The sequence below is a fragment of the Exiguobacterium sp. EA-TM-5 genome, assembly GCF_053878415.1.
The window spans coordinates 1,405,143-1,418,975 of record NZ_CM132670.1 but is presented as its reverse complement, the minus strand read 5'-3'; the positions used below and the strand labels follow the sequence as shown (position 1 = coordinate 1,418,975).

The following is a 13,833-nucleotide window of genomic DNA, read 5'->3' as shown; positions in this document are numbered from 1 at the left end:
ATTCAATCACAGCATCCGACCTCTCTGTTTCAGGATTACGCAAACATCGGCTTGATTTCAAAGGACGCGAGACGTTTCGTGATCTCGTGGATTGGCAATCCAACAACATTATAATAATCGCCCTCGATTGCTTCGACGAACAGACCACCCATCGCTTGGATGCCATACCCTCCTGCTTTATCGTAGGGCTCAGTCGTCGCGATATAGCCTTCGATCCATTCGTCCGGCAATGCACCAAAACGGACGTGTGTCGTCACGTCGAACGTCTCTTCCTTCTCACCAAAGCGAATCGTCACCCCTGTCACGACTTCATGAGCGCGTCCCGACAGACGTGCGAGCATCGCTCGTGCCTCGATCATATCTGACGGCTTCTCGAGAATCATATCGTCAATGGCAACGACTGTATCGGCAGCCAGAATGACACTTTCTGCCGTAATTGCGCGCGCTTTCTTTTGCGACAAATGACGAACGTATTCGTGTGGTGACATCGGGTACGGTGCCTCTTCGACAACATTTGCTGGGACGACTGCGTGAGCGATTCCAATTTGTTGCAAGAGCTCCGTCCGGCGTGGTGAAGCCGACGCTAAAATCAAGTGTGGTTGCGTTACCATTAGTATCACGTTCTTTCCCGTTAATTTCGAATCGGATAATTCGAGTCATCGTTTAGTCTAACAAAAAATAAGCGGTCCCTAACAGAGTAGGAACCGCCAAATTCATCTTAATTTCCTGTCACATCAACAAAAGGATCTGACTTTGGTGTCTTCTCTTTAAGTGGCGTCTGTTTATCAGGCGTCAACTTCGTTAAATCCGGACGGTAATAGGATTCGATTTCGACCGTGAAAGATAGCATTTCGTTTTCCAATTGAATCGCTCCACCGCCTGGTCCTTGTTCTTCTGGACCAGTCAACTGAATCTGACGAAGAATCGTAATCCGATCGGTTCGTTCAATTTGCTTGAGGAATGCCACCAACTCAAGATAAGACGGTGCTTCAATCGTCAAGGAAGCCGGTAACGGTGTTGCATTTGTAGACGGAGTAGTCGCTGTAGGTGTGGTCGCTTGATCAGACTCGGTCGCCATCGCTCCATCAACAGCAGGCGTTGACGTGACAGGCGACTGTGGTGTCGTCTCTGTAGACTGACCAAATGTAATTGACTGTACTTTCACTCCAGCAATCTGACTTGCTGCATTAATCGCGTCGATAACATCATCATTCGATGCAGTCACAGGCACTTTTTGCTGTAAAAAGCTAGATTCTGCTACGTCCACTTTTTGCTCGTTTGCTTTTGCTTGCTCTAACGCCATTTGCTCCCGTTTAAGTGTCGCCTCTTTCCGTTGCAAGGTTTGATGTGTCATATACGTCGTATATCCAAAATACCCTACACCACCTAAAACGATGAGGATCGATAAAAAGAGAAGGAGGTAGCTACTATATCGCTTCAATTTTCAGGCACCTCCTCAACCTCTGTAGAGATGACTTCTCCTGAAGGATCATCCGGTGTTTGACCGTCTCCTTCAACTTCTGGCTCAGATGGTTTATCTTCTTTCGGTACTGCTGGGTCTGCCTCATTGGTCTCTCCCTTAACAACCTCCTCAGGATTGACATTCATAGAAAACTGACCGATGTATCGCGGTTCTTCTGTCTTCGTGTCATCGTTCGGAGTAATTTCCGTCGTTGGAATCTCTTGACCGGTCGCTGGATCAACCGTTGTCGTTGTCACGACATCCGTTTTTTCGTTCATCGTTTTCGTCGTCACGCTCGCAAGCGTCGTAACGGAAAACACTTTATCAGTCAATAATTCTCGATAAAAATCATTCAATTCATCGAGTGTCTCGAACTGAGCCGTCATGGATACCGCATCATCTGCTCCATAGGCGTATTGAAGTATATAGCCGCGTTCCGGTAAGTAACGTGTAATCCGTTCAAGTGTTGGCACAGCAGGCTTAGGCGCCTCTTCGAGTGACTCGACTGTCTGCTTCAATTGAACGACCTCTTGTTTAGACGACTGATCGGATTCAGATTGTAATTGTCGAACGATTTGAATCTGATCGTCTACGGATTCCACCCGGTTAGCGAACTGATCGGTTTGCCAGTATAAATAACCACCAATTAATCCACCAAATAACAATAAAATCAGCGAAGCGACAAGCGGATATTTCGGTGCCTCGTCACTTTCCGGTAAAAGATTGATACGATCCGGTCGCACAGTGGCTAGACCAACGATCGGTAAATAGATGCGTGGAACCGATTGACTGTCAATCGTCATCATGTCCGGCACTTCATCTAACTGAAGATCAAAGTTCGAGCGGAATCGCGTCGCTAATTCATCTCGAAACGGGAAGTCTCCTGCCAAGACGACTGTCTTAATTTCTCGACTTTCTCGAGCGAGCGAGAACCGATAAAAATCCAGTACCCGTGAAAATTCCAGCAGCATTTCATCCAAGACAAGTTCAACCGTCTGATCATCCGATCGATAGCGGTAATGCAATTGATCCTCGATGACATCTACATCCCAAGCATCTGCCGAAAACGTATCTACCGAACGAATCAGACGTGGTACACGGTCTTCGATAATAATCAATTGATGGTTCGTTGCGTTCGCATTCCAAATTAGTAGCGTATCGGTATCCGCTGCCGGATAGTGCGCTTCAAGACCAAAATAGGTTGCCAGTGGTTGTGGTTCCGCAGCCACTAACCGAAGATGTTTTTGTTTAAACAATTGCGTATATTGTTTCAGCGCTTCATTCGGGGCTGCATACAGCATGATTTCACGCTTTTCACCGTCTTCAAGGACAGTGTAATCGAAGTATGGTTCTTCAAAGGGAAGGACGATGCTATGACCAATCTCCATGAATAAATAACCCCGAATTTGATTCGTCGCAATTGTCTCCGGAATATCAAGCTTCCGCGCAAGTACGAGTGAACCATCTAGCGCAAGAACGGCTTTCGATCCGCGTGGAACCTTCAATTTCGTCAACAGACTATCAAAAATCAAATCGAGCGAAGCTTCCGGTTGAAGCCATCCGCCCTGTAAGGTACCTGCCGGAAGAGACACGACAGCGCGTCGTTTCAAGACACCTTTTTTGACGACCGCACCAAAAATAGCGACGTCCGTAAAATTAAAATAAACATATGTACCTTTACGCCGTTGCGTCATATGTACGTTCTTCCTTTCTTAAAGCAGTAAATCGAGGTACCACGACACCCAATCATCCGCAAAATAATATGTAAGTAATGTCCCGATCGCAATGGATGGAACGAATGGAATCGGTTGTTTTCGCTTGACGCGTCCAAGTCCAAGAAGCGTCAGTCCGATCACTGAACCAACAAATGCTGAGACAAATAAAGCAATAACGACGTGAAGCGGTCCGAGAAAAATCCCAAGTAGTCCGAAGAGCTTGACATCTCCTGCTCCCATGCCGCGTCGTGAGGCAAGAAAAATGATGAACAATAGAACGAATCCAACGATTCCTCCAATAATTGGATTATACCAGTTTTCAAGTGGAGAAAGGTAGCGCACAATCAAGGCAATTGGTAAAAAGAACAGTAAAATTTTATTTGGTATAAGCATGTACGCAAGATCAGACATTGTAAGAATAAACAATAGACTAGTCAGAGCGAGTGTCAGCGCAAGTTCCATCGACCAACCGAACTGCCAAAATGCATACGCATAGAGCACGCCACCAAGTAGTTCAAGCGCTGGATACTTGAGTGAAATCGACTGTCCACAAGAACGACACTTCCCACCGAGTACTACATATCCGAGTACTGGCGTCAGTTCGAGTGGTCCAAGCACATGTCCACAGGTCGGGCAATGGGAACGTGGATGAACGATCGACTCCCCGACCGGAACACGCAAACCAACGACATTCGTAAACGATGTGATCAACAAACCTAACAAGAAAAAATATACCGTGAAGACGATCGTCATAACACGACCTCCCTTTCAAAAAAGTTCAGAAAAAAACCCCCGAGTAGGGGGGAAGATTACCAACGTTTTAGTTCAGATGGAGCTTTATTTGTGAAGTAGGCTTTATCCCCCTTAAGGGTTACAGAATAAGTATACTTTCCACCAGTTTCTGTTACAGATACAAATGCATCCGTGTATGCCTTAGGAGAATCGAATGGATCTTCCATGCTATCGATATATTTATCGAGTACTACACCATCAGTTGTAGCAAATTTTTCTCCTGATTTCTCAATTCCCATTACAACCGTTTCTCCAGCTTTGATTGGATTCGAAGAAGTATATAACTTCGCAGCAGATACTAATTGCTTCGCATCAGAAACAACTGCATCCTTACGTGAGTTCTCAATCAATCCACCGATTGCGACGACAGCGATTGCTGCGATGATACCTAAGATAACGACAACGACGAGTAACTCAATCAATGTCAGTCCGCGCTCATCGCGCATTTGTTTTGCATCTAACCAGATTTCTTTTAACCGTTCGATCATTTCATTATGCCTCCCTAGTGCTTTTTTACTGTTCTTGGTTAGTAGGACTTACTATCCAAACGAATACTATTATAGTAGCACCACATTTTTTGTAGTTTATGTCTTTTTTTAACAACAGGTAAATGTTTTTACAATTGTCAACTTGCTTGAATGTCAGAATAAATCTTAAACATTGGTACGACGACAGCAATGACGATGACGCCAACGATCGCAGCTAAGACAACGATCAATAACGGTTCGATGATCGATTTCAAACGATCCGTCGTTGTTTCAACTTCGGTTTCGTAGAAGTTCGCGACTTCTGTCAACATCGAATCGAGGCGACCTGACTCTTCCCCAATCGCAATCATCTGCGTGACGAGTGGCGGGAAATATTTGTTTCGCTCCAAAGGTTCGTGCATCGGAATACCACGCGACATCGCTTCATTCGCACCAGCGATTCCTTTACGGATGATCCGATTCGTAACGATTCGTTCGGTAATATCAAGGGATGCTAAAATCGGCACCGACGCATTAAGCAATACGGATAGACCACGTGTCATCAGAGCGATTTGTGATTTTTGAATCAGCGGTCCGAAGACTGGAATCATTAACAAGAAACGGTCAAAGAAGAGACGCTGGCGCTCATTCTTAAGATTAAAATACAATAGTCCGATCAAACCAAATGCAATTAATAGCAGTACCCACCAATAGGCGACGAAAAAGTCAGATACTGCAACGACGAGTTTCGTAATCAAGGGCAATTCACTACCAAGCTGATCAAAGATTGAGGCAAACGTCGGTACAACATTCATCATTAGGAAGACCACGACGCCGATTGCGACAAGCGAGACAACCGCCGGGTAGATTAAAGCGGAGATGACTTTTCGTTTGATCTCGTATTGCTTTTGTAACTGCGTCACGATATTATCTAACGCCTCTTCGAGATTACCACTCGCTTCCCCCGCCATCGCCATACTGACGAAAAACGTATCGAATACACGAGGATGTTTTTCGATTGCCTGGGAAAACTGAATCCCACTACGCAAATCATCTTCTACTTCGACAAGCGCTCGCTCGAGTGGTTTTGATTCTGTTTGTTTACGTAGAATTTCGGTTGCTCTCACAATCGAAACACCTGAGCGGACGAGCGTCGCAAACTGACGCGCATACATGACGAGGTGTTCAATCTTAGGTTTAGCACTTAAAAACGTAATCTCGGTATTTAACCCTTTTGATTCTTGTTTTTCAAGCAATGTTACGGCAATTTGATCCGTTCGAAGACGTTCTGCCGCCTCTCGCTTTGACAAGGCAGTGATCTTGCCCTTCTTTCGTTTTCCAGCCATCGTTCGACCTTCGTAAATAAATACTGCCATCCCTTCACCCCGATATGTATGGTGTTGCAGCAGATGCCGGAATCAAACCGCGGCTGACCAAATCTTGTAAAGCCATCTGCATCGTTTGCATGCCATATTGTTTACCCGTCTGTAAAACGGATTGAATCTGATATTCCTTACCCGTCCGAATCAAGTTGGAGACGGCTGGTGTATCAACCATAATTTCTAAGGCCGCAACACGTCCCGTTCCATCTGATCGTGGCATGAGGCGTTGCGAGATGACGCCTGCTAATACGTTCGCTAGCTGTGCCCGAATCTGATCTTGTTGCTCCGACGGGAATACATCGATGATTCGACTGACCGTCGACGCAGCTGTTGCTGTATGCACCGTCGCAAAGACGAGATGACCCGTTTCTGCAGCCGTTACCGCTGTAGCAATCGTTTCAAGATCGCGCATTTCTCCCAGTAAAATAACATCCGGGTCCTGACGAAGTGCTGAACGCAATCCCGTCGAAAAACGAGGTGCGTCAATTCCAATCTCACGCTGGTCGATTAAGCTTTTTCGATGACTATGTAAGTACTCAATCGGATCTTCCAGTGTAATGATTCGTTTATACATCGTTTGATTGATTTCGTTAATCATCGCAGCAAGCGTCGTCGACTTACCGGAACCAGTCGGACCGGTCACAAGAATGAGACCGTGTGGCTTCGTCAGAAAACGCTTGATTACCGGAGGAAGTCCCAGCTGTTCGAGTGAGGGAACTTCTGTCGGGATTGTTCGAAAGGCCATTGATAATGCTCCTCGTTGATAAAAACAATTGACCCGGTATCGTGCAACACCCGTCACACCAAATGAAAAATCAATATCTCGATCTTGTTTCAGTTGCTGATACATGTCTTCCGTAATCAAAGATTGGACAAATCCATCAATAATGACAGGCTTCATCTTCTCTGATCCATATGGCGTCAACGTCCCATTGATTCGAAAAACAGGTGGGGATCCGGCCGTTAAGTGGACATCGGATGCCCCCCGTTCTTTCGAAGACCGAAGAATATCTTCGATTTGGGCACGTTCCATCGTTTGATTCATTCTGAAATCACCGTCCGTAAAATCTCTTCAGTCGTTGTAATGCCATCTGCTACCTTCGATAGACCATCGGCAAGCAAGAAACGTTGACCTTGCGACTTAACGTATGCGGTCACGTCACTTTCCGTCGATTGATTCATGATCATGCGTCGCAAGACTTCATCAATCATGATGACTTCCTGAATCGCGACACGTCCGCGATATCCAGTCATGTTACAAGAAGAACAGCCACGTCCTCGCATGACAGTCGTCGCCTCGATTCCTTCTTGATCAAACAGTTCCTGTTCCCGCGTTGACAGCGGATGGACTTCTCCACAGTCCCGACAAACACGGCGGACGAGTCGTTGTGCGATTAATCCACTAAGCGAAGCTGCAACGAGGAACGATTCAACGCCCATATCGATTAATCGTGTAATTGAACTAACTGCTGAGTTTGTATGGAGCGTCGATAGAACTAAGTGTCCTGTCAAAGAAGCACGAATCGAAATTTCTGCTGTTTCAATATCGCGAATCTCACCGACCATGACGACGTTCGGATCTTGACGGAGAATCGAACGGAGACCACTCGCAAACGTCAAGCCGATCTTCGCATTAACTTGGACCTGGTTGATGCCATCCACTTGATATTCGACAGGATCTTCGACGGTGATGATGTTCCGTGACTCGTCATTCAACTCATTTAATGCCGCATACAACGTCGATGATTTCCCTGAACCGGTTGGTCCGGTAATCAAAATAATACCGTTCGGTCGTTTTAACATTTCTCGGAACTGCGATTCATTCCGTGAGCTGAAGCCAATTTTAGAGATTGAAATATTCGAATTGGAACTATCAAGAATTCGAATAACGACTTTTTCCCCGTATACGGTAGGTAATGTAGAAACACGGAAGTCGTAGGCTAGTCCATTAAATACATATTTAATTCGTCCATCTTGCGGTAACCGGGATTCAGTAATATCAAGCTCACTCATGACCTTGATCCGTGTCGTTAAAATACTTTGAATCTGCTTCGGATAATTGTTTTCAGTTCGAAGTTCTCCATCGATTCGAATTCGAATCGTCATCGATGTTTCCTGTGGATCCATATGAATGTCGGATGCCCGTTGCGCAATCGCATTTTCTAAAATTTGATTAACGAGTCGAATGATCGGTGCATCTTCACGAGTCACCACGTCGCGCGACTGGTCCATCTCAGTCATATCATCAGACTCCAACAAATCGCGTAGCGATGAATCGATATCATAATATTTCAAAATCGTTCGTCTGATTTCGTCCCGTGTCGCGATACCTACGTCAATCACTAGACCCGTCTGCATCCGTAAATCATCGATTGCAATCAAATCCATCGGATCCGCCATAGCAATAAATAAACGATTCCCTTCACGATAGACCGGAACTAACGTATGTCGCTGCGCTAATTCTTTCGAAATCAACTTTGTTACCGCGACATCGACCGGATAATTATACAGTTGAATGATCGGAATCTTTAATTGATGATGGAGCGCTTCTAGTAACTGTTGTTCCGTCAAATGACCGAGGCGGAGTAACGCGTCACCCAATTTTTCAGTTGGTCGTTTTACAGAAAGTGCCTCATCGATTTGACTCTCTGTCACTAAACTCTCTTCGATTAACATTTCACCGAGTCGTTTTCGCTTCATCGCCATTTAGTCCGTCATCCTTCCGCATGCCATGATTCGTCTTCAATCATTACAGTTCGCTTTTGTTTCTTTTCATCAATCAGACTCGTAACGCCTCCCGTTACGACACACAGTAATACCATACCGATTGCTACAAAGGGATTACTAATCCAATCCAACTGAACACTGAAATAGATCAGTGTCACAATGATAATCGCTGCGATAGATAATACTGACTTCGCCTGAATCGAGGTCACATATGGAATCGTCACCGCAAACATCAATCCACAAATGATTGTCGCAAGTCCGATGATGATTCCAAGTTCAATTGCAATCGTCGTCCAATTCATACTCTTCCCTCCTCGTTTAGCCGACAGCTTCTCCTGTCGACTCATCTTCTACCGGTGAAGCGGGATCACCTTGATCATTCTCATCTGGTGTCGCTGGTGAATCTGGACTGTCCGGTGAAGTAGGTGTCTCTGGCGTTTCAACTGTTCCATCCGTTTGTGGATCTTCAGAATTCGGATCAGTTGATGTTTCTGAATCCGTTTCTTCAGGTGGTGTTTCTTCAGATGGCGTTTCTTCGGTTGGTGGAACCACGACAGGAGCTTGTTCTTCTTGACTACTCTTTGTGATGACAGCTGGCACCGCTGCATAAAAATCTAAAAAAAGTAGTTTTTTCTTTTCGCCCTTAGCTGTTTTCATTACACGGTAGACTTCAATCGATTTCCCTTCTTCACCGGCTTGCGTGTCATTTGTCGTCCCGGCTGAAAGAGTAGCTGAGTAACGTGTAATGGTTCTAAATGGAATCGTCTTTTCACCTTCCATCACAACAGTCACTGCCTCTTTTATTGGGGCTCCGCGTAGTTCAATCGTCACGTCGCTTCCCTCTTGCGTGGCGACGAGGCGATAAATCGATGCTTGCGTATTTCGAACAGCAAAATCTGTTTTTTCGTCAATTTTGACATCGTATCCTAGCGTAATATCATCGGGGAGTGTCGCATGTGGCATCCGTTCCACGATTTCAAATGGTGTTTTTGCGAACAATTCGTATAATTTACTTCCAACGTAAGAAGCAGCAATTGGATCCATGCCATACGTTTTTACATTCATTAATTGATCCGGCTTAATTTCGACGTTAGCCATACTTGTGATCATCTGTTCCTCTGCTGCTGAACGTGTTGAGAACGTGACACTCGATACGACCTCACCTTCAGCAGACGACACTGACGTTTGTGAAGGATCAAAATTCCCTTCAGCTAATGTCTTGCTTGTATTCGTTAACCATGTTTTAAATGCTTCCGTTTGTTCTTTCGAATAGCTGACAGGTTGTGTAGATAGGAAACTTTGTAGCATTTCCTCATCGATTGAGAGAATTAAGTCTCCCCCCGTTTTCAGAGATGCTTTTTTAACAGATTCCTCAGAATCAAATGTCACTAATTCAGTTGGTACCGGTAAAGTTTCTTCTCCTGTACCCGTCGTCAACGGTGTTTTTTTGGACCATTCTGTAATCGCTTTTTGGACTGCAGATTCAGCTTCTTTACGACTCATCCCGCTTACGGGAACAGATCCAACTTTAGCTGTTTCAGAAAAAGTCGTCTGTTCGGTCGCCTTTCCGGTAAAAGAAATTAAGGCGAACGATGGTACATAAATCAAAGCTACGAGTAAGACGAGTAAAAGTGTATGTATAACAAAACGCTTTGGATTGATCATCATCTGTTTCCTTTCTGTATGAATTAATCATTTCAGGTGCCTAGTATTTCCATTATAATGAATATCATGATGAAACATAAGTCTATCCTGACAATTCTTTTCTCTAACTGTGAATGTCTGTAGGTTTTGAACTTCATCCAATTGATGTTTTTTCCGATAGAAATGAAGAGGTGAGCATATGCAACACAAACAAGACGGATTTTCATTAATCGAGGTTCTTGTCAGTATTACGATTCTGTCGATTATCTCTGTCTCATTGATCAGTATCTTTTCGCAATCTCTTTCAGCATCACGCACTAGCACGGAATTGACGTTTGCGAACTATTTAGCTAAAAATGCTACTTCTTACATAAAGCGAGAAGCGATTGAAGCGAAAACGAATGAAGCCTTTTCTTTTGTTTCATTATCTCAAGAAGCACTGAATGCCGTTTATCTGAATGGAAATTACGTGATTCCAGAACCCGGCACTCCTTCTTGTGGTGTATCGGCTATTTGCACGTCAATTTTTACTGATCCTGAAATCAACAATATTTCATTTGATGTGAAGTACAGTGTGACACCTCATAAAATGGAAGGTGAAGTGAATCCAAATCTACTCGATCTTTATGTATACGTGTATGTAGAAGGAACGACTGAACCGATTACGACTTTGAAAGGATCGATTACGAATGCGACGCTCAACCAAAGCTTTCCAACAACAAAGTGAAGGATTCACACTCGTCGAACTACTTGTCTCAATCGTCGTTGCTTCTATTTTCAGTGCTGTCATCTTAACGGTGTTCATTTCCGGAACGAAAAGTTTTCGAGCGACTGGTATCATTAGTGAATTACGTAGTGAAGCGGATAGTCGAATCGGCATCATTTTAAATGAGGTCAGTGGCTTTGATGCGATTCGCATCGATGAAGCGAAAACGCTCTCTTTTTATAAAAGAACATTGCCTACGCTGAACAATGACACGGGATTACTCGAACGAGCTAGTGGATTTCAACCGTTCAATGCAACAGAAGAGGCTTCAGCATCCACATCTACCGTAAAACCTGTTACATATACGTTCCTGACCGAACAGCAACAAGGCGATAAACTTGTCTATACGTCAGAGCCGCAATCGATCGATGAGCAATCCGAACTTTTTCAAACCTTCACATTATCTAGTCCTGAATATCAAACGATCACCGGAAGTACGTATCCTGGTCGTTATGTCATCCATGGGATTTTGACCATCACGACTCGAATCCAGTCAACTGATCAAGAAGAAGTACAAACCTTCACGAGTACGATTGGATTTTGATCTAGAAAGGAATTAATCATGCGTAAATCCGAACAAGGTTATACTTTATTATTCGTACTCGTCACGCTAACGGTACTTTCCGTTCTTGCCATAGCCACGATTGGTATCAGTCTACAGTCCACACGATTAACTGAGATCCGCGAAACAGATATCGACGTTGAGACATCCACTCAAAATGATTTGGATCAAGCCGTTGCTGCATTACAGCAAATCGTTGTCAAGACAACTGGCACTTCACCGACAACGTCGTCTCAAACTTTATTCAATAACTTGAACAGTTCAATCATTTCACCTTTAAAATCTATCGTTCCAAATGTCACCATCGAAGTGAACGATACCGCTTCAAATATCCGAGTCAAAGCGTTAGATTTAACAGCATCGGTCACGAAACAAAAAGGAGACCAACCTGCGATTCGTAAAACGTACCGTCAACGTGTGTATTTATCTGCCATTCCGAGTTTTTTATACTATACACTCGGCTCGGATAATCAAGTCATCCTCAACGGTGCACCTTTGATTGAAGGTAATATCTTCTCGCGAAATCCTTTGAAAGCAACCGCTACTCCTTATTTTAAATACAATAATGAAAATGGTAAGTTCACGAATACACAAGCACTGCCCTATGTCGCTGGTCAAGTACGCGTTTTTCAAGAAAAAAATCTACCCTTACTTCAATGCGAAGATTATTTCTCATGTGACCGCAGTATTTTTGACCCCAAAGCTTCAACCGAATTAGTCGCAACGAAAGAAGCACTCGTTCCATTTGACTTCAACTATGCCTTGAATGATTTTTTGAAGTTACCGACAAATACACCTCTTGCGCAAATTACTACGTCCTTAAAAGATTCCGCTATTCCACAATCTGTCTTGCCTGGTCCTTTTTTAACGACACTTGATACGAAACGACAGATGATTAGCCCAGCACCGAACACAAACAATACGATTACATTGACAGATGATTTAGTGCAAGAAACACTAGAGCCCTTAATCATTAATGGGAATCTGACGATTTCTTCTCTAAATCCTGTTGACCAACCATTAGAAATCAAACGTCCTCTTGTCGTCTTAGGTAACCTTCTCGTTCGAGGGAATGTTGGTTTTGCGACAACGATTTATACGACAGGTACAAGTCGTCTCGATGATGCGAATATCCAAGGTCTCGCTTCCTCAACGAAACAAAACACTTTAATCCTACTGAGTAAAGGAACACTCGTCATTAACCGGGTGAATAAATTTTCAACACCCCGAACGACTACACCCGACTTAAATGCTTTCCTTTACAGCGATGACGATCAAATCAATACGATCTACTCTGTCGGGTCAACGATGAACGTACATGGTGGAATCTTTACGAGAGGGAAACTAGAAGTAAACGCCTATCGTGGAAAACTCGATTTAGCAGAGAATCAGTTTCCTGCCAATGTGACGGATCTAGAACGACTCATGATCGCCAATAAATCTTCGGATGCTAAAGCTTCTCGATTACGCATGGCCTATGATGCAACCGTTTTGAAAAATCCAACTTCTTTATTACCTTTAAATCGCTCTGTCCAAATGTATGTCGAAACACCAAAACGCATTCAACAGTAATCATAAGACCCCCTCATCAACTCGATGAGGGGGTCTTTGTTATTGCTTAAAATGTCGTTGCGCGATACATTTTTGCAATCTTCTTTACTTGTTTTGTTTCCACTTTTGCCTCATGCTGCTTTAACAATTCAAATAAATCTTTTCGATTTTGTTTGACTGTCTCATAGATCGGACGTTCTTTTCCTAGGTTCGGATCGGCACCAGCCCCTAGAAGTAACTCGATGACTGTCTCATTTTGGTCAAGTGTGGCATAAAATAAGGGTGTATGGCCGTACGCATCGATTCGATTTAAATCTTTAGACGTTGCGCGCTTGACGAGTAAAGCATACGCATCACTGGAACGATTCACACTCGTTGCCACATGAAGAACAGATTGTTTCTTCTGATTTAACTGATTAACTTTTGCTCCCTTTTTAAGCCAAGTAGCCACTGTATCTCGAGGAGCAAACTGCGCCGCATAAAACCAATTCATTTGATTTTGAGATGTCTTAGAATCTAATAGCAATTCAGCCTTTTCAAATGCAAGCGTCTCTTGAAAACGACCAATATAACGATTTTTTTCCGATGTAGACATGTCTGAACTTTTTAACGCGGATGCTAATTCCATAGGCTTCTCTGAACGTAACGCCTGTTCTAGTTCAGTTTTTCGATTCGATTGGATGACGTAACTTGTAACTCCGACTCCAGTCAAAATCACGATCAAAAGGATGACAACGATGCGTTTTCGTTTCATATCCAACTTCC

The 13,833-nt window shown here is 43.9% G+C and carries 14 protein-coding genes; 3 read left to right on the top strand and 11 right to left on the bottom strand.

The genetic code is table 11. The features are described from left to right. Positions 1-35 precede the first annotated feature (35 nt). The 10 genes from ACV3PA_RS07240 to ACV3PA_RS07195 all read right to left on the bottom strand — a co-directional run bounded on the left by ACV3PA_RS07240 (position 36) and on the right by ACV3PA_RS07195 (position 10,213). The gene (locus ACV3PA_RS07240; RefSeq protein ID WP_456125895.1) at positions 36-611 is read right to left on the bottom strand and encodes a Maf family protein; all 576 of its coding nucleotides are present in this window, start codon (positions 609-611) and stop codon (positions 36-38) included. Between the two features lie 107 nt (positions 612-718). Then, on the bottom strand, positions 719-1,441 hold the full coding sequence (locus ACV3PA_RS07235) for a hypothetical protein (RefSeq protein ID WP_456125894.1): 723 nt from the start codon (positions 1,439-1,441) through the stop codon (positions 719-721). Beyond that, entirely contained in the window at positions 1,438-3,156 is a 1,719-nt protein-coding gene (locus ACV3PA_RS07230) for a fimbrial assembly protein (protein WP_456125893.1), read from the bottom strand. Before ACV3PA_RS07230 ends, ACV3PA_RS07235 begins: the two co-directional genes overlap by 4 nt. A gap of 18 nt (positions 3,157-3,174) precedes the next feature. Continuing rightward, entirely contained in the window at positions 3,175-3,930 is a 756-nt protein-coding gene (locus tag ACV3PA_RS07225; RefSeq protein WP_456125892.1) for a prepilin peptidase, read from the bottom strand. 56 nt (positions 3,931-3,986) lie between these two features. Next, on the bottom strand, positions 3,987-4,457 hold the full coding sequence (locus ACV3PA_RS07220) for a type II secretion system protein (RefSeq protein WP_456125891.1): 471 nt from the start codon (positions 4,455-4,457) through the stop codon (positions 3,987-3,989). Between the two features lie 137 nt (positions 4,458-4,594). Beyond that, a complete protein-coding gene (locus ACV3PA_RS07215) occupies positions 4,595-5,812 on the bottom strand; it encodes a type II secretion system F family protein (RefSeq protein WP_035396632.1) in 1,218 nt (405 codons plus the stop codon). Positions 5,813-5,816: 4 nt separating this feature from the next. Continuing rightward, positions 5,817-6,863 carry a type IV pilus twitching motility protein PilT gene (locus ACV3PA_RS07210; protein ID WP_053453965.1) on the bottom strand — a complete coding sequence of 349 codons (1,047 nt, stop codon included), beginning with the start codon at positions 6,861-6,863 and terminating at the stop codon, positions 5,817-5,819. Then, complete coding sequence (locus ACV3PA_RS07205; protein ID WP_053453966.1) at positions 6,860-8,524, bottom strand: GspE/PulE family protein; 1,665 nt, start codon at positions 8,522-8,524, stop codon at positions 6,860-6,862. The genes ACV3PA_RS07210 and ACV3PA_RS07205 overlap by 4 nt, the downstream gene beginning before the upstream one ends. Positions 8,525-8,532: 8 nt before the next feature. Then, positions 8,533-8,847: a hypothetical protein gene (locus ACV3PA_RS07200; protein WP_053453967.1), complete on the bottom strand. Its 315-nt coding sequence runs from the start codon at positions 8,845-8,847 to the stop codon at positions 8,533-8,535. 16 nt (positions 8,848-8,863) lie between these two features. After that, complete coding sequence (locus ACV3PA_RS07195; RefSeq protein ID WP_456125890.1) at positions 8,864-10,213, bottom strand: G5 domain-containing protein; 1,350 nt, start codon at positions 10,211-10,213, stop codon at positions 8,864-8,866. A 175-nt stretch (positions 10,214-10,388) separates the two neighbouring features. On the opposite strand from ACV3PA_RS07195, the gene ACV3PA_RS07190 reads away from it, so the two are divergent. From ACV3PA_RS07190 to ACV3PA_RS07180, 3 genes are read left to right on the top strand one after another with little or no spacing between them, the layout of a single operon-like run. After that, positions 10,389-10,916 (top strand): type IV pilus modification PilV family protein, encoded by a 528-nt coding sequence (locus ACV3PA_RS07190; RefSeq protein ID WP_053453969.1) that lies wholly within the window; start codon positions 10,389-10,391, stop codon positions 10,914-10,916. Then, on the top strand, positions 10,879-11,499 hold the full coding sequence (locus tag ACV3PA_RS07185) for a prepilin-type N-terminal cleavage/methylation domain-containing protein (RefSeq protein ID WP_053453970.1): 621 nt from the start codon (positions 10,879-10,881) through the stop codon (positions 11,497-11,499). Before ACV3PA_RS07190 ends, ACV3PA_RS07185 begins: the two co-directional genes overlap by 38 nt. Positions 11,500-11,517: 18 nt before the next feature. Next, complete coding sequence (locus ACV3PA_RS07180) at positions 11,518-13,089, top strand: type II secretion system protein (protein WP_456125889.1); 1,572 nt, start codon at positions 11,518-11,520, stop codon at positions 13,087-13,089. Positions 13,090-13,135: 46 nt separating this feature from the next. On the opposite strand, the gene ACV3PA_RS07175 is transcribed toward ACV3PA_RS07180, so the two are convergent. After that, positions 13,136-13,822: an ankyrin repeat domain-containing protein gene (locus ACV3PA_RS07175; RefSeq protein ID WP_456125888.1), complete on the bottom strand. Its 687-nt coding sequence runs from the start codon at positions 13,820-13,822 to the stop codon at positions 13,136-13,138. Positions 13,823-13,833 lie beyond the last annotated feature (11 nt).